This is a genomic window from Burkholderia torrens (assembly GCF_984668525.1).
The window spans coordinates 2,982,672-3,002,156 of record NZ_OZ480212.1 but is presented as its reverse complement, the minus strand read 5'-3'; the positions used below and the strand labels follow the sequence as shown (position 1 = coordinate 3,002,156).

Below are 19,485 nucleotides of genomic sequence, written 5' to 3'. Positions count from 1 at the left end.
TTGCGCGGAATAGGACCAGGCTGATTGTGCGGATACCGTGCGCGCTTCGACAATGTAGCGGTCGGGCGTTTGCATGGTTTCCGTTCGACACCTTGTGTCCGAAGTACCCGCTTCGGTTGACGCGCTGCCCGGTCCGGGCGGCGTCTTTTTTTACCTGTCCCGCGAGCGCGAATCGCGCGGCACGGGTCGCGCAAACACGCGTGAATGCCTTGCGGCGGCCGGTGGGCTCGGCCGTATCTGCACCTTTGAGGGTCGCAGGTTGGGAGAACGCTGCCTCATGCGAGCGCAGGGCATTCATCCGTGTTTCATGCGTCGCGGCCAACGACGCCATTCCGATTCTCGACGCGGCCGGCGCGGCCGGCCCGTCTTCCCCGCATACCGTTGCGCGATCACATGCGCACGGCCTTGCCGGCGCCGACGCGATCGGCTGCCTGCGGCGATCCCGCCGCCTTCTCCGTTGCCGCCGACACGCGCGGCATCTCCCTCCATCGATGAAGGAATCGTCATGAAGAAGCATCACATTTCCATTGTTTCCACCCTGATCGCACTCGCGTGCGCCTGCGGTGCCCCCGTCGCGCGCGCCGCAGGCACGAAAACCGAAACGCCGCTGCCGTCGGGCGTCGAAGCGGTCGTCAACGACACGCCTATCGCGCGCAGCGATGTGGACGTCCTGATCCATCAATGGGGTCAGGCCGATACGCCGGCGCTGCGCGAGCAGGCCAGGCGCGAGCTGATCGCCCAGCAACTGGTCGAGCAGGCGGCGGAAAAGGCCAACTACGGCAGCCGCGGTGAAGTGAACCGCGTCGTGATGCGTGCGCGCACGGTCGCGGCGGCGGATCTCTACCTGCGCGACAACCTGCACCCGCAAGCGGTGACCGATGCGCAGGTGAAAGCGCGTTACGACGACGTCGTTGCGAATGCCGCGCAGTTTGAATATCGCGCCGATGTAATCGCGGTGGCCGATCCGGCCGAGGTTAACGCGCTGGTCGCGGAGCTGAAGCAGGGCGCCGCGTTCGACGCGGTGGCGAAGAAGTACAACACGACGCAGAACGGTGGTGTTGCGCAGTGGGTCGAGTTGCGTACGCCGGTGGCTGAAGGGAAGACGGGCGGTTTGCCGTTGCCGCTTGCGCAGGCGATTACGTCGCTGAAGCCAGGGGCTGTCGCAGGTCCGATTCGGGTCGGCAATGCGTTCGCAATCGTGAAACTCGACGAGAAGCGCGCGACGGTCGTGCCGACCTTCGAGGCGGCGAAGAACGTGCTGCGCCAGCAGCTGGAAGCGCAGGCGCAGCAGCGCGCGATGACGGCGCTGGTGGACAAGCTGGCCGGGCAGGCGACGATTCAGCAGTGAGCGGCTTGCGGGTCAGGCATGCCTCATGAACATCGGCCCGTTGCTCGAATCGAGTACGGGCCGATTTTATTTCGGGGCGTGGCCGAACAGTCTCGGGTCGAGTGTGAAGGGCACAGTGCCGACTACCTTGACGGCTTTCATGTCCGGATGCAACGGGTTCAACAATAGATTGAAATCAGTCGGACACACCACCGACGGCACACGCATAGCCAGTTGTTTGCCGGCTTCCAGCCATTGCTGGCCCAGCGTCACCGTGGTTTCGGGATCGCGCGTCAAGTCGGTCCAGCCATCCGGCGGTGTCGGAGTGAACGCGTCGTCATAAATGGCGTCTGGTAACTCCAATGCCACCAAGCGATACCCGCCGGCCGGCATCAAGCCGGCCATGTGCACAAGCGCTTCGAGCAACGCGGTTGAGGCATGAAGACATGTGTACACAACGCGCATTCCGCGTGGGTTCCAACGTCCCCCGGCCAATGCGGCGCCATTGCCGCTCAAGTCATCGGCTCGGTAGTAGCCGCGCCGCTCTTTGGCGAGCCGATACAGTTTCATGCGCCAATTCCGTAAATGACGCGCATCAACAGATCCCGTACACGATCATATCCAGGTTGGGAATCCAGGACTTCGAGCGGCCGCAGGCCGGCGAGCTCTGCATGTGGCAGTTGCATCCATTCAGCAGCAAGCGTTTCATTCTCGAATACGTCCATCGCGAGCCGAAAGACGTAGAGTACGCGTGCGACACGATCGGATTCTGCTGGAGATAGACGTTCCTCGCGCGCGATCTTGCGCAGGATCGTGGAACTCGGGAGGCCGAGTCCAGCGAGCAGCGTTTGGACTGGCACATTCAAGAGAGTCTTCGCGACACGGTCGATAATGCTGGCCTCCATCCCCTCACGAATGTGCCGGCGTTGCTCAAGGGCATCGAACTGGCCGAGGAACATCTCGATATCGTGGCCGTGAGCGCTCACTTGCTTAGAGCCGGCGGTCGGCTTGGCCGCTTTCGCGGCGGCCGGACGAGTAGCTGATTGCCGGCCCGCGGATTGATTCCGTGTCATGGCGACATTCCTCTCAAATGAGAATTTCAATATTCTCATTGTAGAGTCGTTCAAGTGAGAGTCAAGACTTTCCCGTTTGGCAATCACGCTGATGCTCCAGAGGTGAGGGTAATCAACCGCGGCTAGGGGACACCACCGTGGGGAGAAGAATCAGCCCAGTCCGATTGGTTGTAACAATCGTTCACGTTAAATTGAACGGGTGTGGCGCCGGAGCCGCTTCGGCGGCGGCCGCTGGGCCCGGCCGTCGTCATGCTATGTGTTTGATAGCACCTACTCCTAACGCTGCCTCATGCGAGCGCCGAGGCGCTTCCGGCCGCCACACATTTCTTTAAGCCTGCCTCGCAGGCCGTCAGACCGAAGCCGTGATCCCCGCGGGCCCCGATTTCCCTGCCGGCCGCACCACGATTTCCACATGCTGGCCGAACGACGCCAGCGTCAGCATCAGTTGATCCAGCGTCACGTTCCGGAGTCGCTCGCGCTGCTCGGGCGTGACCACCGGCCGTGCCATTTCTGCAAGGGCCGCAGCCTCCTCTTCAGTCAGGCCACGCGACGCGATCAACGCGTTGAGCTTCAGCACGAGTACGGACTTGGCCGCCAGTTCGCCGACATCGTAGTAGTCGAAATCGTCCGGCACGTTGTCGGTGTGTTGATTCGATGCGTCGTGGTTCATTACGCCTCCTCCGCCATCACCGAAAGTTGCCGCCGCTGCCCGGTGCCGCAATCGATATCGGGGAATCCTGCCTTCTCGAGCGAAGTGTCATCCGCAACGTCGATCGGCGTGATCACCAGCCGCTTGTGGGACACCTCGATTTTCAGACGCTGCTCGGGATCGAAGCCGGCCGCCTCGATCCATCGGTCGGACAGCTTCGTCCACAGATACACGACGGGCGGCGCCATGTCGGTCAGCCTGATGTGCGGAACAACGCGGTCAGATTGAAAAGACGGTTGCGGGGAGACAAAACAATCGCGGAAATACGTCGGTGCGTTATGATTCGCGCCAGCCATGGTCAACTCCTTTGTTGAGTTGGTTGTGGTCAGCGGCTCGTTGGTGCTGTTCTCACCAGCGGGCCGCGCTCGTTTACGCAGCGGATTCCCGTCGTCACTCCGGTACATGATTGGCATATCGAAATGACGCGAGATTCCTCGCGAGAACGTGTGACCACTCTAGCGGAGATCGACTGGCGTCAGGACACGGTCATGTACGAATTCATCGCGATTGGCCATCAGGCCAGTTCGTCGAATGCTTGCCACATAACGATTCCCGGGTAATCGCGTGGGCTGATCGATTCAGCGCTTGATCACCGATGTGTTAGAAAACGTGTCATTCGATTGCTTCGACTCAGCCGCCGAACGTCGTTCAAGGATCTCATTCGCCTCCCGCCGATAGCGCTCGAACTCCCGCGCGAACGCCGCTGCATCACCCGCCAGCGCCAGCGCTTCGATCGACGCGCACAGCCCGGAGATCTCCCGTTCCCCGATCATCGCGAACGCACCGCGCATGCTATGAATCTCCGAACGCGCGGCCTTCAGGTCGCCATCCTGGAGTGCACGTGCAATGGCGGCATTCGAGCGACGCGTCGCGTCGGCGAGGACCGTATGCAAGTCCTTTGGCAACGGCCCTGCCGGGCGCGGCAACGCGGGCGCATATACCGGCCGCCGCCACGTCCCTGCGTACTTCGCGATCGCCTGTTCAAGCGATTTCAGCGACGTCGGCTTCGTGACGATCTCGTCGATACCCGCTTCCCACGCCAGCCGCAACTCGTCCGGTTCGGCATGCGCGGTCACCGCCAGGATCGGCTGCACGCGGCCGCGTTCGCGCAGCACGCGGGCGAACGCGTAGCCGTCGAGGCCCGGCATGTTGAGATCGGTGAGCACGACCGCGTAGTCGTGGCGATCCACGAGGTCGAGCGCTTCCGCGACATTCGACGCGATATCGGCCTGATAGCCGAGTACGTCCAGCTGATCGTGGACGAGCGAACGATTGACGGGGTTGTCGTCGACGAACAGCACACGTACGTTCGGTGCATCCTCGCCCGACAGCGCCTGCGCGGCGCCCGGCTGTCGGTCGAGCGGCAGCGGCAACGTGACGACGAAGGTCGAGCCCACGCCCGGCACGCTGTTCGCCTCGATGCGCCCGCCCATCGATTCCGCGAGCTTGTAGCTCAGCGCAAGGCCGATACCCGTGCCGCCGAAACGACGCGCGATCGACTCGTCGGCCTGCGCGAACGGCTCGAACACGTGCGCGAGTTGATCGGCCGTCATGCCGATGCCCGAATCGCTGACGCGGATCGTCACGGGCGTCGCGTCGCCGCTCGGTGCCGAGACCGACAACGCCACCGCGCCGCGATCGGTGAACTTGATCGCGTTGCTGACCAGGTTCACGACGATCTGCCGCACGCGCATCGGATCGCCGAGATACGTATGCGTGACCGCTGGATCGACGTCGATGCGCAGCGCGATGCCCTTCGCGCCGGCCACCGGCTCGAACAGGTCCGCGACGTCGCGCATCAGCTCGTCGATCCGGAAGCCGGTCGCCTCGAGCGTCATCCGGTCGGCTTCGATCTTCGTCATGTCGAGCACGTTGTTCAGCATGTCGAGCAGCATCCGCGCGGCCGACGTGACCGCGTGCAGGCGCGGTTTCTGCCGGCTCGGATCGGGCGCCTTGTCGAGGAGTTCGAGATTGCCGAGCATCGCGTTCAACGGCGTGCGAATTTCGTGGCTGATCGTGGCCAGGAACGTCGACTTCGCGCGGTTCGCGCTGTCGAGCGCGCGCTCGGCGTCGGCGCGCGTCGTGATGTCGGAGAAGCTGCACAGCAGCGCGTCCTTGCCCTTGTAGCGGACGCTCACGAAGTTGACGAGCAGGTCGCGCGTGCGGCCGTCGGCGAGCGTCACAGGCAGTTCGACGTCGAGCTGCACGGGCGAGGCGTCCGCGTGCTCGCGGTAGCGCGCCAGCAGCCGCTCGTGCAGCGGCGGATCGCCGGCTTCGCGGTCGTACAGTTCGAGCATCCGGTTGCGCAGCAGCACCTGGTGCGTATCGGGCGACACGAGGCCGATGCCGAACGGCGCGGTCGCGACGATCGTGCGGCTCATCCGCTCGCTTTCGAACACGCGGCGCGAGCGGCGGAACAGCGGCGCGAACACCCGCAGGTCGAACGCGATCACGAGCGTCCATAGCACGATGAGGATGGTCGCGGTCGTGCCGAATTCGCGCAGCATCGTCGACCAGATCGCATAGGCGATCGTGTGCCATGAATACGCATAGACGATCGCGTAGCCGGTATCCGAGATCCTGTCGGTGATCGTGAACACGCCGTGCCGGTAGCTTTCTTCGAAATCCACGAGGCCGCGGCGCCACGACCCTTCGGCGAGCGCGTGCTTCATCAGCGCGGCGCCGTCCTCCGCGTTGTCGGTGCGATCGACGTCCAGCAGCACGCGGCCGTTTTCGTCGATCAGCATCGCGACCGCGTCGTCGGGCGCGTGCTTCATCCGGTCGGCGATCACGTCGACGTCGAAGTCGCTGACGAACGTCATGAAATGCTGCTGCCCGTCGAACGCGGGTTCGACGAGACGGAACACCGTCTTGCCGGTCAACGGATCGATCGCCGGCGCCTGCCACGCGATCCGGCGCGACAGGCGCCAGTAGCGCGCGATGGCGGGATCGGACCAGTCGGCGACGTCGAATGCGAGGTACTGGATCAGCGCATGCGTGTCCGGCACGCCGATGCGCGCGAGCACGTCGTGATACGGCATCGACGGCGGCGGCGTGATCGCGATCACGTTGCGATCGGGGCTGTACGCATAGCCGCGCACCGCGCGCCCGGTCTGGCGCTCGGCGGCCGCGACGGAAATCGTTTGTCGCTCCATCAACTGCACGTAGCGATCGGTTTCGTTGTCGGCCAGCGCTTCGGGCGACGCCGCCACGAAGATCTCGCTCACGCCGCGCATCGGCGCGAGCAGCACGTGGCCGTCCTTGCGCAGTGCGTCGGACGCTTCCCACGCATGCGGCGGATGGCCGTTCCACAGCAGTTCGGCGTTGATCACCGCACGGCGCATCGACGCCTGCTTCGCGTCCATTTCGAGTTGCACGAGCGCCTTGTGCGTGATGAACAGGTCGCGCCGCTCCGCGATGTAGTCGCGCACCGAGCCGACCAGCAGGATGCCGGCCGTGATCAGGATCACGAGCGACAGCACGACCGCGCCGCCGTACAGCGTGAAACGCTGATAGCGGTTCAGCAGGCTCAGGTCGCGCGCGTCGTCGTCGATCGACGCGAACGGCGCGCTGGCGTCCGTGTGGGACGCGAAGAGGTGGCGGATGGGCATGAGACGAAGACCGGTGAATCAATGCGCAAATCAGGAGACGCGCCGCGGCGAGGCCGGAACGCGAACGATATCCGCGAGCCGCATGAAGGCAGCGCGATGCGCCGCCGGCTCGGGGAACGGGAAAATTATCGGGATAGCAGGCGGGTCTGTATGTAGGGCAGTCCGAAACACTCGCGCGCGATGGATAGGACCAGTCCTATTCGTGCAATCGGTTGCGCGCTGCGTATATAAGGCCGGCGATGCGCTCGTGTCAAACGGAATCGATCAAGAGAACGGAGCGTCGGGTCGCGTGTGACACGACTGATTGTCAAGCATCGTTATGTTAGGACTGGGCCTACGAAATAAGTGATCGCACGTCCGGCCGTCTGATTAACCAAATGACAGCCGATCAATACATTGGCATCTGTGGACGTGGAGCGTCCTTCTCCCTTTTTTCTACAGAGGCTATCAACATGAACAAGAGTTATCGCACCGTTTGGAACGCGACGACAGGTACATGGGCGGCAGCGCCCGAAACGGCGCGCATGCGCACGAAATCGAAGTCGAATTCCGCGATGCGGTCGTCGGTGACGGCCGCGGTGGCGGTCATGGCCGGCGTGGGCGGCGGTACGATGGCGGCTGATGCGAATGCGCAGGCCATGACCGGTGGCGGGCTCAACCTGTGTTCGAACACGACCGCGGCGAACGGGGTGCGATACGGGCAGACCTTTGGCGCACTGACCAACACAGTAAATGCCAACTGTGCACCCATCAATACGAGTCTGCCTTCGTATCAAGGGCATGCGCCTTCCTTTATCCTGGGTAACAACGCCAATACGAACGGTGCTACCGGCACTACGCCCACGGCGTCCGTCATGGGTAGCACTGACGGCCATCTGGTCTTGTACGGCCAGAACGGTGTGCACGTCAGTGGTCCGGCCGACTTCGACAATAACGTCAACATGACGAACCATCAGGTCAAGAACCTTGCCGCAGGTACGACAGGGACGGACGCCGTTAACCTGAATCAGTTGAATTCGGCGATTGCTGCGGCGAAGACTACAGCGAATCCGTACGTGGTGACCAATACCGGTACGTATGCTGCCGCGACGGCAGCGCGTGCGGGCAACAGCGCGACGGCGGTCGGTGCGAATGCCAACGCTGGCGGCGTTTCGGCCGTGGCGCTTGGCGGGAATACCGTTGCGACCGGACAGAATGCGGTGGCGCTCGGCACGCTCGCGAATGCAACGGCCAACGAGACGGTCGCGGTCGGTGTGGGCGCGCAGGCAACGGGCAACAACGCGACGGCGCTGGGCCGTGCCGCGGTGGCGGCTGGTAATGGTTCGCTCGCGCTTGGGTCTGCTTCGCAGGTCGATACCATAAGCTCGATTGCAGTAGGGGCGAACGCGCGCGTCATTACGGGCGGTGTCGCGGGGGCGAACTCGTCGATCGCAATCGGCAATGGTGCCGTAGCAGGCGGGACCAACTCGATCGTCATCGGGACGAATGCCCAGCACAGCGGCTCGGGCGCGACCGTGCTCGGGAGCAATGCCAGTGCGATGGGCGGCAGCATGGGTGTTGCCGTGGGCTACAACAGCTCGGCTGCCGGTGCGTCCGCTGTTTCGGTGGGCACGAATGCAATGGCGAGTGGCCGAAATTCGGTTGCGATGGGTCTCGAGGCATCCGCCACCGCTATCAACAGCGTGGTGGTCGGGTACGGGGCCACCGGTGCAGGTGAAACCAGCACCGCAATGGGCACGGGCGCGCGTGCGACCGGCTATCACGCGGTTTCGCTTGGCGCGAATGCGAACTCGGCCGGTAGGGACTCGGTGGCGCTCGGGACTAATGCGAACGCAGCCAATGCGAATTCCGTCGCGTTGGGCAACCAGTCGATTGCGAATCGTGACAATTCTGTTTCCGTCGGTTCCTCGACACTTCAGCGCCAGATCACCAACGTGGCCGCCGGCACGCAGGGCACGGATGCTGTCAACCTCAACCAATTGAATACGGCGATTGCGAACGTTTCGACGGGCGCAAACCCGTACGTCGCCGTGCGCGGCACGACGGCGGCGAACGCGACGGGTTCTCGCTCCATCGCGATCGGCGACGGCGCATTTGCCGCCAACTCGTATGGTGCGGGCTCGGGCGGCGATACCAACATCGCAATCGGCGCAAACGCACGCACGACGGGCGGCTTCGGAGAAATGGCACTCGGTGAGGGCGCTGCGGTGACGGGGCAGGCGGTCGGCGCGACGGCCATCGGCCGCGGTGCAACCGCGCAAGCGAACCAGAGCGTCGCACTGGGTGACGGGGCAATGGCGGATCGGGCAAATACCGTATCGGTAGGGTCCGCCGCGCAGCAACGTCAAATCACCAACGTAGCCGCAGGCACACAAGATACGGACGCGGTGAACGTCTCGCAACTGAAGGGTTCGGGTCTGATCGGCGACGACGGCAAGGCAATCGCCGCGGTGACGTACGACCGTAAGGCGGACGGCACGCCGAACTATGGTTCGGTGACGCTGGGTCATGGTGAGGGTCCGACGCAAATCAAGAACGTTGCTGACGCGACGGATGACCATGACGCACTGAACCTCGGCCAGTTGAAGGATACAGGCTTGGTTGGCGATGACGGCACAGGCAAGCTGACGTCGCTTGCAGTGACGTACGACGATGCGACGAAGGGCAAGGCGACGCTGGCCGGCGCGGACGGCACGACGCTGTCGAATGTGAAGGCCGGTGCGGCCGACATGGACGCGGTGAACGTTTCTCAACTGAAGGGTTCGGGTCTGATCGGAGACGACGGCAAGTCGATCGCCGCGGTGACGTACGACCGGAAGGCGGACGGCACGCCGAACTATGGCTCGGTGACGCTGGGTCATGGTGAAGGCCCGACGCAAATCAAGAACGTTGCTGATGCGACGGATGACCACGACGCCCTGAACCTCGGTCAGTTGAAGAATGCAGGCCTGGTCGGCGATGACGGCGCCGGCAAGCTGACGTCGCTCGCCGTGACGTATGACGATGCGTCGAAGGACAAGGTCACGCTGGCAGGCGCGGACGGCACGACGTTGTCGAACGTGAAGGCGGGCGTTGCCGATATGGACGCGGTCAACGTCTCGCAACTGAAAGACTCGGGTCTGATCGGCGACGACGGCAAGGCAATCGCCGCCGTGACGTATGACGGCGCGACGAAGGACAAGGTCACGCTGGCCGGCACGGACGGCACGACGTTGTCGAACGTGAAGGCAGGCGTTGCTGACATGGACGCAGTGAACGTTTCGCAGCTGAAGGACTCGGGCCTGATTGGCGACGATGGCAAGGCAATCGCCGCAGTGACGTACGACAGCGCCGCGAAGGACAGCGTGACGCTGGGCGGCGTCGGTTCGACGACGCCGGTCGCACTCCACAACGTGGCGGACGGTGTCCTCTCGGCGACGAGCAAGGACGCGGTGAACGGCTCGCAACTGTTCGCGACGAACGAGAACCTGGGCAAGCTGAAGGATTCGCTGGAGCAAGGCGGCGCGATCGACCCGACGACGGGCGAATCGCTGGCCGTGGTGTACGACAGCAACGCGAAGGACACTGTGACGCTGAAGGGCGCGGACGGCACGACGCTGTCGAACGTGAAGGCCGGTGCGGCGGACATGGACGCAGTGAACGTGTCGCAGCTGAAGGGTTCGGGCCTGATCGGCGACGACGGCAAGTCGATCGCCGCGGTGACGTACGACCGTAACGCGGACGGCACGCCGAACTACGGTACGGTGACGCTGGGTCACGGCGCAGGTCCGACGCAGATCAAGAACGTCGCGACCGGCGTCGACGATCTGGACGCGGTCAACGTCAAGCAATTGAACACGGGCCTGTCCGACCTCCGCGACGAGATGTCCGGCGGCAACCTCCGCTTCGTCAAGGTCAACGCCGACCCGGTCACGGGCACGCCTGCGGTCGCAAGCGGCGCGCTGGCTGTCGCCATCGGTTCCGACGCACGGGCGACCAGCGCCAACTCGCTGGCGCTCGGCAGCGGTGCGCGCGTGACCGGCGCCGGTTCGGTCGCGATCGGCTACAACTCGGTCGCGAACCAGAACAACGTCGTGTCGGTAGGCGACGTGGGCCGCGAACGCAAGATCGTCAACGTGGCGGATGGTGACGTCGCATTCCAGAGCACCGACGCGGTCAACGGCGGCCAGCTCTATGCGGCGCTGAACAACCTGTCGACGTCGGTGACCTCGAAGACGCAGCAGGCGATCGATACCTTCTCGTCGGAAATCGACAAGAAAACGCAGGCTGCGATCGACGAAGTGAATTCGCGTTCGATGCAGCCGATGGATGTGAGCGACCCGCTCGTCGCGATCGAAGGCCTGAAGGGCAACAACGTCGCGTCGCTGAATGGTGCGGATCCGACCCAGGCAACGGCGGCCGCGATCGGCTCGTCGACGGCGGCAAGCGGCGCGAATGCGGTGGCCGTTGGTCTCCAAAGCGGGGCGGGTTCCGACAACTCGGTCGCAATCGGCAGCTTCGCGCAGACCGGTGCTGGCCAGGACTACTCGGTGGCGGTGGGTTCGAACGTCCAGACGAACGGCAAGCAGGCCGTTGCGCTGGGGGCGAACGCGCAGGCGAACGGCGAATACGCGCTGGCCGTCGGCAACAACGGTGCCCAGGCAATCGGCGACGGTTCGATCGCGGTCGGTAATGCGGCGAACGTGCGTGCCGGCTCGACCAACGCAATCGCGATCGGTACGGGTGCGAACGTCGCGCGCAGCGTCGAAGGCGCAATGGCATTCGGCGCGAACGCGACCGCAGGCGCGGCCAACAGCATCGCGCTCGGCGCGAATGCGTTCTCGGATCGTGCGAACGCGCTGTCGATCGGCCGTGCGGGCGCGGAACGCCAGATCGTCAACGTCGCGGCCGGTACGCAGGCGACCGATGCAGTGAACGTTAGCCAGCTGAAGGGCGTGACGGATTCGCTCGGCGGCGGCACGACGATCGGCGCGGACGGCAGCATCACGAAGCCGACGTACAAGGTCGACGGTAGCGACTACCACAACGTGGGCGACGCGCTGGACGCGCTCGCGTCGCGCACCCCTGGCGATCCGAACGCGGTGGCATACGACAGCGCGGCGAAGGACAGCGTGACGCTGGGCGGCGCGGGCGCCACGACGCCGGTCGCACTGAAGAACGTCGCCGACGCGAAGGATGATGGCGATGCGCTGAATCTCGGCCAGCTGAAGAACGCGGGCCTGGTCGGCGACGACGGCTCGGGCAACCTGACGTCGGCTGCAGTGACGTACGACAAGAACGCGGACGGCACGATCAACCACGACAAGGCCACGCTCGCAGGCACGGCCGGCACGACGCTGTCGAACGTGAAGGCGGGTGTCGCCGACATGGACGCGGTGAACGTGTCGCAACTGAAGGGCTCGGGCCTGATCGGCGACGACGGCAAGGCAATCGCCGCGGTCACGTACGACCGCAACGCGGACGGCACGCCGAACTACGGTTCGGTGACGCTGGGTAACGGCACGGGTCCGACGCAACTGAAGAACGTCGCGGACGCGACGGACGATGGCGACGCGCTGAACCTGGGTCAGCTGAAAGACGCCGGTCTGGTTGGCGAGGACGGTGCGGGCAAGCTGACGTCGGCAGCGGTGACGTACGACCGCAACGCGGATGGCACGATCAACCACGACAAGGCGACGCTGGCCGGCACGAACGGCACGACGTTGTCGAACGTGAAGGCAGGCGTTGCCGACATGGACGCGGTGAACGTGTCGCAACTGAAGGATGCGGGCCTGATCGACCCGTCGACGGGCAAGCCGGTCGCGGCGGTGACGTACGACAGCGCGGCGAAGGATACCGTCACGCTGGGCGGAGCAGGTGCAACCACGCCGGTCGCACTGAAGAACGTGGCCGACGCGAAGGACGACGGCGACGCGCTGAACCTCGGCCAGTTGAAGAATGCCGGCCTGGTGGGTGACGACGGCACGGGCAACCTGACGTCGCTCGCGGTGACGTACGACGGCGCATCGAAGGACAGCGTGACGCTGGGCGGCACGGGTGCGACCGCGCCGGTGGCGCTGCACAACGTGGCGGATGGCGTTTTGTCGGCGACGAGCAAGGACGCGGTGAACGGTTCGCAGCTGTTCGCGACGAACCAGAACCTCGGCAACCTGAAGGACTCGCTGGAGCAAGGCGGCGTGATCGATCCGGTCACGGGTGAATCGCTGGCCGTCGTGTACGACAGCGCGGCGAAGAATAGCGTGACGCTGGGTAACGCCGGTACGCCGGTTGGCATCCACAACCTCGCAGCCGGCGCCGTCAACGCGACGAGCAACGACGCGATCAACGGTTCGCAGCTGTTCACGGTGTCGAAGAGCGTCGCGGACAAGATCGGCGGCGGCGCGGGCGTCGGCGCGGATGGTTCGATCACGGACCCGACCTACTCGGTCGGCGGCCAGGACTACCACAGCGTGGGCGACGCCCTCGGTGCGCTCGACAAGAACAGCGGCAACAATCCGCTGGCCGTGGTGTACGACGGCGCGGCGAAGGATGCCGTGACGCTGGGCGGTGCAGGCGCCACGACGCCGGTCGCACTGAAGAACGTGGCCGACGCGAAGGACGACGGCGATGCACTGAACCTCGGTCAGCTGAAGAACGCGGGCCTGGTAGGCGATGACGGCACGGGCAAGCTGACGTCGGCAGCGATGACGTACGACAAGAACGCGGACGGCACGATCAACCATGAGCAGGCCACGCTGGCGGGCACGAACGGCACGACGCTGTCGAACGTGAAGGCCGGTGTTGCGGACATGGACGCGGTGAACGTGAGCCAGCTGAAGGATTCGGGCCTGATCGGAGACGATGGCAAGTCGATCGCCGCAGTGACGTATGACAGCCCGGCGAAGGACACCGTGACGCTGGGCGGCGCGGGCGCAACGACGCCGGTCGCACTGAAGAACGTCGCCGACGGTACGGATCGTCACGACGCGATCAACCTTGGCCAGTTGCAGGATGCGGGCCTTGTTACGCCGGTCGATCCGACGGACCCGAGCAAGGGCCTGACATCGCTTGCCGTGACTTATGACAGCGCGGCGAAGGACACCGTGACGCTGGCGGGCACGAACGGCACGACGCTGTCGAACGTGAAGGCCGGTGTTGCTGACATGGACGCAGTGAACGTGAGCCAGCTGAAGGACGCAGGCCTGATCGATCCGTCGACGGGCAAGCCGATCGCGGCGGTGACGTACGACAGCGCGGCGAAGGACAGCGTGACGCTGGGCGGCGCGGGCGCCACGACGCCGGTCGCACTGAAGAACGTCGCCGACGCGAAGGACGACGGCGATGCGCTGAACCTCGGTCAGCTGAAGAACGCGGGCCTGGTGGGCGACGACGGCTCGGGCAACCTGACGTCGGCTGCAGTGACGTACGACAAGAACGCGGACGGCACGATCAACCACGACAAGGCCACGCTGGCAGGTACGGACGGCACGACACTGTCGAACGTGAAGGCCGGTGTTGCCGACATGGACGCAGTGAACGTGTCGCAGCTGAAGGACGCGGGCCTGATCGATCCGTCGACGGGCAAGCCGATCGCGGCGGTGACGTACGACAGCGCGGCGAAGGACAGCGTGACGCTGGGCGGCACGGGCGCCACGACGCCGGTCGCACTGAAGAACGTCGCCGACGGCACGGAGCGTCACGACGCGATCAACCTCGGCCAGCTGCAGGACGCAGGCCTGGTGGGTCAGGACGGTTCGGGAAACCTGACGTCGCTGGCGGTGGCATACGACAGCGCAACGAAGGACGTCGTCACGCTGAAGGGCGCGAACGGCACGACGATCACGAACGTGAAGGCAGGTGCGGTCACGGCCACCAGCACGGACGCGATCAACGGTGCGCAGCTGCACGGCACGGCGCAGAGCGTGGCCGATTCGCTGGGCGGCGGCTCGACCGTCGGCGCGGACGGCAAGGTGACGAACCCGACGTACTCGCTGGCCGACCCGACGGATGCGACGAAGTCGAAGGACTACAGCAACGTGGGCGACGCATTGTCGAACCTCGACGGCCGTACGACGACGAACACGACCAACATCACGGTGATCAACAAACAGCTCGCCGATTCGGGGCTGGTCGATCCGGTGACGGGCCAGTCGATCGCGGCGGTGACGTACGACCGCAACGCGGACGGCACGCCGAACCTCGGTTCGGTGACGCTGGGCGGCGCGGGCGCGACGGCTCCGGTGGCATTGAAGAACGTCGCGGACGGTGTGGATTCGCATGACGCAGTGAACCTCGGTCAGTTGCAGAACGCTGGCCTGGTCGCGCCGGTCGATCCGACGAACCCGGGGGCGGGCCTGACGTCGCTCGCCGTGACGTACGACAAGCACGCGGACGGTTCGGCGAACTTCGACCAGATCTCGCTGAAGGGCGCGAACGGCACGACGCTCACGAACGTCAAGGCGGGCGCGGTGAACGCGACCAGCATGGACGCCGTGAACGGTTCGCAGCTGTACGGCGCATCGAAGAGCGTGGCCGATGCACTGGGCGGCGGTTCGACCGTCGACGCGAACGGCAACGTGACGAACCCGACGTACACCGTGAACGACAAGACGTACAACAACGTCGGCGATGCGATCGAGAACATCTCGAGCAGCCTCGTCCACGGCTCGATCGGCCTCGTCCAGCAGGACGAGGACACGCGCGACATCACGGTCGCGAAGGACACGGACGGCACGACCGTGAACTTCGCGGGCATGGCGGGCGACCGCGTGCTGACCGGCGTGGGTGCGGGTGCGGTGAGCGCGACGAGCAACGACGCGATCAACGGCTCGCAACTGCACGGCACCGCGCAGAGCGTGGCGGACGTGATCGGCGGCGGGACCACGGTCGATGCGGACGGCAAGCTCGCGGATACGTCGATCGAGGTGAACGGCAACAAGTACAAGACCGTGGCCGAAGCAGTCCAGGCCGCGGCGCAGTACGGTGCGACCGATTCGCTCGCGGTGCGCTACGACCTGAACGGCGATGGCACGCCGAACTTCGGTTCGGTCACGCTGGGCGGTTCGGGTGCGGCGCCGGTGCGTCTGACCAACGTCGCGGACGGCGCAAGCAAGTACGACGCCGTGAACTTTGGCCAGCTGAGTGAGCTGAGCGACCGCATCGGCGGCATCGACGACCGCGTCGGTGCGCTGGAGCAGAACCCGAGCAACCCGAATCCGGGTCCTGGCGGCCCCGGCAACGACTACTTCGCCGGCACCGACGTGGGTTCGGACGGCACGACGGCAGCGAACGCCGGCACCGGTACGGGCAACACGGCTGCGGGCTCGGGCGCGATCGTCAGCACGGGCGCGAACAACGCCACTGTGATCGGCTCGAACGCGAACGTGTCGCAGAGCAACGGTACTGCGATCGGCTCGGGTTCGAAGAGCACGGCGGAAGGCGCCACGTCGATCGGCAGCAATGCCAATGCGTCGGGCTCCAAGTCGACCGCGATCGGCGAAGGCGCGAACGCGTCCGGTTCGAACGCGGTGGCGCTGGGCGCAGGCTCGGTGGCAACGGAAGCGAACACGGTGTCGTTCGGTAACGGTACGGATGACGGCAACCGCCGGATCACGAACATCCGCGACGGTATCAACGAGACCGACGCCGCGACGAAGGGGCAGCTCGATCGCGCCATGGGCGGCTTGCAAGGCCAGGTCAACGACCTGTCGCGCAACGCGTACTCCGGTATCGCCGCAGCCACCGCGCTGACGATGATTCCGGGCGTCGATCCGGGCAAGACGATTTCGTTCGGTATCGGCGGCGCGACCTACAAGGGCTATCAGGCAGTGGCGTTCGGCGGCGAAGCCCGCATCACGCAGAACCTGAAGATGAAGGCCGGCGTGGGCATGTCGAGCGGCGGCAACACCGTCGGCGTGGGCGCTTCGTATCAGTGGTAAGCCGCGGGGCGGGGCGCGAGCCCCGCCCGCGTGCATCGTCCGACTGACTCCATTCAACTATTCAGGCGTCCGCCCTCGCGGCGGACGTTTCACCATGACCATGAAAACCTTGTTGTTGCGCGCCGCATCGATTGGCGCGATCGCGATGGCGCTCGGTGCGTGTACGACGCAATCGGGCCTCACCTACGACATCCGCGCGGTGTCGATTCCCGGCAAGCCGGACAACGTGTTCCGCGTGAGCTGCGACGGGCTGCTCGGCAGCGCGAACGCCTGCGCCCGCGCGGCGGAAGAGTTCTGCCAGGGCAAGGGCTTCACGCCGCTCGAGATGATCGACCGCGTGTACAGCCGTGCGCCGATGAAGGACCCGCGCGAGATCACGTTCATGTGCGGCAAGCCGCAGCCGGTCGTGCAGGCCGCACCGCCGGCCCCCGCCCCGCAACCGGCGCCGCAGCCGGTGCCGCAGCGCCAGGTGCTGCTGCAGGGTGACGCGAACTTCGCGCTCGACAGCGCGGCGCTCACGCCCGAAGCGCGCAGCCAGCTCGACCGCTTCGTGCAGATCAACAGCGGCGTCGACTTCCGCCGCGTCGCGATCACCGGCTTCACCGATTCGACGGGCAGCAACACGCACAACCTCGCGCTGTCGGCTTCGCGGGCCCGCAACGTGATGAACTACCTGCGCAGCAATGGCCTGAAGGCGCAGTCGTTCGTCTCCGAAGGCCTCGGCGCCGCCGATCCGGTCGCGTCCAACGCGACGGCCGAAGGCCGTGCGCAGAACCGCCGTGTCGAGATCCGGATCGATGCGAAATAACGCGTACTGGATCACGCTTCACCGGTACGCGCGGGGATCCGGTCGGCACTGAGCCGATCGAGGGACGCTCCATCCGCCCGCCCTGTACCCGGAACCGCCGGCTCGTCATGAGTCGGCGGTTTTTTTATGGCGACGCACCATCCGCTGGCCGCCGCCGGCCGCGCCGATGGCTGATGCGCCCGTTTTCGTGCGAAGATAGCGCCCAATTACGATCCACGACGCCGCGATGCGCGCCGTCGCCGCCCACCGGGCGGCGAACCGGCCGCGACGATTGCCGCGCAAATCTGGACGACTATGGGAAGCTATCTGATACGCGTGGTACTGGCCGACGACCACCCGGCGATGCTGGTCGGCGTCGAGCACGGCCTGTCGTCGGTGCCGACGATCCAGTTGACCGGCAAGGCCGTCAATTCGACCGAGCTGATCCGGCTCGTCGAGGCCGGCGTGTGCGACGTCGTGGTGTCCGACTATGCGATGCCGGGCAGCGCGCACGGCGACGGCATCACGCTGTTCTCCTATCTCCAGCGCAATCACCCTGCCGTGAAGCTGGTCGTGCTGACCATGCTCGACAATCCGGCCGTGATCGGCGCGCTGACGCGGCTTGGCATCGAGTGCATCGTCAGCAAGTCCGACACGATCGACCACCTGATTCCCGCGATTCACGCGGCTGCTACGGGCGGCACGTATTTCTCGCCGTCGGTCGAGAAGGTCGTGCGTACGCTCACGTCGCATTCGAGCGCGCGGGCCGCCGACCAGAAGCGCGAACTCAGCGACCGCGAACTCGAAGTCGTGCGGCTTTATGCGTCGGGCCTCACGGTCAACGAGATCGCCGACAAGCTCAGCCGCAGCAAAAAGACGATCAGCACGCAGAAGGCGCGCGCGATGGAAAAGCTCGGGATCGAGAAGGACATCGATCTGCTGCGCTACGCGATCGAGCACGGGATCGTCGCCGCATCGGCCAGCGAAGGGCGCGGCGGCGACGCCAAGGAAGAAGGCAGCGTCGATCCGGCCTGACGGCGGATGCAACGATGCCCGCCGCATAGGATGGCGGCGATGAAGGAAGGTGAGCGCGCCGGCTCATACCGGCGCACCGAAGCCCCGGCACCGCAAGGTTGCCGGGGCTTTTTGTTTCAGGTCGTGGCTGCAGCGTTATGCGCTGGCTTCGTCGTTGCGCACGGGCGGCGCATAGCCGTAGTCGGTCACGAGCCCGCACGCGATCGCGTAGCGCACCAGGTCGACATCGCGCTCGATGCCGAGCTTCTGCATCGCCGAGCTTTTCTGCGTGCTGATCGTCTTCTTGCTGCGGTTCAGCTTTTCCGCGATCTCGTTGACCGACAGCCCCGACGCAAAGAGGCGAATCACCTCAACCTCGCGCACCGACAGCGCGGGCGCCTTGCCGCCGATGCTGCCCGTGTTGCGCAGGATCCGGTCCATCGACGGCGACAGGTAGCGGCCGCTCGTATAGGCCGCGTGAATCGCCATCGTCAGGTGATTGGGCATGTCCGACTTGCTGACGATGCACGCGATGCCGATATCGATCAGCGCGCGCAACGCCACCGCGTTCTCCATCATCGTCATCACGACGATCTTCAGGCCTGGAAACCGCTTGAGCAGGGTCGTGAACATCGCGAGGCCGTCGCCGTATTCGGTGCCGGGCATCGCATAGTCGGACACCAGCACGTCGCATGGATGGTTCGACAGTGCATTCATCAGCTCCGTCGAATTGTGCGCAGTCGCGACGACCGAGACGGTGTTCGTGGCCGACAGTTCGTAGCGGGCGCCGACGACGACGGCCGGATGATCGTCGGCGATCACGATGCGAATGGGGAAGGTTCTGTTCATGTTGGTCTCACGCGCTTTGCCGCGCATGGCGGCGCGTGCGTATCACTCGGTTGAAAGAAAGGGATTCGGCGCATACGGGCCGCTGCGGGGTGCGCAACCAAAAGCCCCGCTCTCGATGCGGACGCGCCGACGGCCGGTGGCGACTCCTGGCGGAATCGGCACCGGCCGTCGGCCGAACGGCGGGGGGATCGCTCCCCC

9 protein-coding genes and 1 pseudogene are annotated in these 19,485 nt (G+C 65.2%); 4 read left to right on the top strand and 6 right to left on the bottom strand.

The features are described 5' to 3' along the window. The first annotated feature begins 94 nt into the window (after positions 1–94). The gene (locus AC5LXX_RS29705) at positions 95–1,348 is read left to right on the top strand and encodes a peptidylprolyl isomerase (RefSeq protein ID WP_493412122.1); all 1,254 of its coding nucleotides are present in this window, start codon (positions 95–97) and stop codon (positions 1,346–1,348) included. Between the two features lie 66 nt (positions 1,349–1,414). Here AC5LXX_RS29705 and AC5LXX_RS29700 read toward each other — a convergent pair whose 3' ends face one another. The 5 genes from AC5LXX_RS29700 to AC5LXX_RS29680 all read right to left on the bottom strand — a co-directional run bounded on the left by AC5LXX_RS29700 (position 1,415) and on the right by AC5LXX_RS29680 (position 6,720). Further along, a complete protein-coding gene (locus tag AC5LXX_RS29700) occupies positions 1,415–1,897 on the bottom strand; it encodes an RES family NAD+ phosphorylase (protein WP_493412121.1) in 483 nt (160 codons plus the stop codon). Beyond that, a complete protein-coding gene (locus tag AC5LXX_RS29695) occupies positions 1,894–2,400 on the bottom strand; it encodes an Xre family toxin-antitoxin system antitoxin (RefSeq protein ID WP_493412120.1) in 507 nt (168 codons plus the stop codon). The genes AC5LXX_RS29700 and AC5LXX_RS29695 overlap by 4 nt, the downstream gene beginning before the upstream one ends. Before the next feature lie 349 nt (positions 2,401–2,749). Next, positions 2,750–3,070, bottom strand: coding sequence for an XRE family transcriptional regulator (locus AC5LXX_RS29690; RefSeq protein ID WP_493412119.1), 321 nt, complete (start codon positions 3,068–3,070; stop codon positions 2,750–2,752). After that, entirely contained in the window at positions 3,070–3,513 is a 444-nt protein-coding gene (locus AC5LXX_RS29685; RefSeq protein ID WP_493412118.1) for a SymE family type I addiction module toxin, read from the bottom strand. The genes AC5LXX_RS29690 and AC5LXX_RS29685 overlap by 1 nt, the downstream gene beginning before the upstream one ends. 174 nt (positions 3,514–3,687) lie before the next feature. Beyond that, positions 3,688–6,720, bottom strand: coding sequence for an ATP-binding protein (locus AC5LXX_RS29680; RefSeq protein WP_493412117.1), 3,033 nt, complete (start codon positions 6,718–6,720; stop codon positions 3,688–3,690). A gap of 455 nt (positions 6,721–7,175) precedes the next feature. Between AC5LXX_RS29680 and AC5LXX_RS29675 the strand changes: the two are divergent. From AC5LXX_RS29675 to AC5LXX_RS29665, 3 genes and pseudogenes are all read left to right on the top strand, one after another. After that, positions 7,176–16,637, top strand: a pseudogene (locus AC5LXX_RS29675) (YadA-like family protein); the annotation flags it as partial. A gap of 94 nt (positions 16,638–16,731) precedes the next feature. Continuing rightward, positions 16,732–17,445: an OmpA family protein gene (locus AC5LXX_RS29670; RefSeq protein ID WP_493412116.1), complete on the top strand. Its 714-nt coding sequence runs from the start codon at positions 16,732–16,734 to the stop codon at positions 17,443–17,445. Positions 17,446–17,739: 294 nt separating this feature from the next. Then, the gene (locus tag AC5LXX_RS29665; protein ID WP_175930314.1) at positions 17,740–18,459 is read left to right on the top strand and encodes a response regulator; all 720 of its coding nucleotides are present in this window, start codon (positions 17,740–17,742) and stop codon (positions 18,457–18,459) included. A gap of 135 nt (positions 18,460–18,594) precedes the next feature. Here the strand turns inward: AC5LXX_RS29665 and AC5LXX_RS29660 are convergent, their stop codons facing one another. Continuing rightward, positions 18,595–19,287: a response regulator gene (locus AC5LXX_RS29660; protein WP_493412115.1), complete on the bottom strand. Its 693-nt coding sequence runs from the start codon at positions 19,285–19,287 to the stop codon at positions 18,595–18,597. Between the last annotated feature and the right edge of the window lie 198 nt (positions 19,288–19,485).

Coding starts and splice junctions, on each gene's coding strand:
- AC5LXX_RS29700 (WP_493412121.1), bottom strand. CDS start 1,897: ATGAAACTGTATCGGCTCGCCAAAGAGCGGCGCGGCTACTACCGAGCC.
- AC5LXX_RS29695 (WP_493412120.1), bottom strand. CDS start 2,400: ATGACACGGAATCAATCCGCGGGCCGGCAATCAGCTACTCGTCCGGCC.
- AC5LXX_RS29690 (WP_493412119.1), bottom strand. CDS start 3,070: ATGAACCACGACGCATCGAATCAACACACCGACAACGTGCCGGACGAT.
- AC5LXX_RS29685 (WP_493412118.1), bottom strand. CDS start 3,513: ATGTACCGGAGTGACGACGGGAATCCGCTGCGTAAACGAGCGCGGCCC.
- AC5LXX_RS29680 (WP_493412117.1), bottom strand. CDS start 6,720: ATGCCCATCCGCCACCTCTTCGCGTCCCACACGGACGCCAGCGCGCCG.
- AC5LXX_RS29670 (WP_493412116.1), top strand. CDS start 16,732: ATGACCATGAAAACCTTGTTGTTGCGCGCCGCATCGATTGGCGCGATC.
- AC5LXX_RS29665 (WP_175930314.1), top strand. CDS start 17,740: ATGGGAAGCTATCTGATACGCGTGGTACTGGCCGACGACCACCCGGCG.
- AC5LXX_RS29660 (WP_493412115.1), bottom strand. CDS start 19,287: ATGAACAGAACCTTCCCCATTCGCATCGTGATCGCCGACGATCATCCG.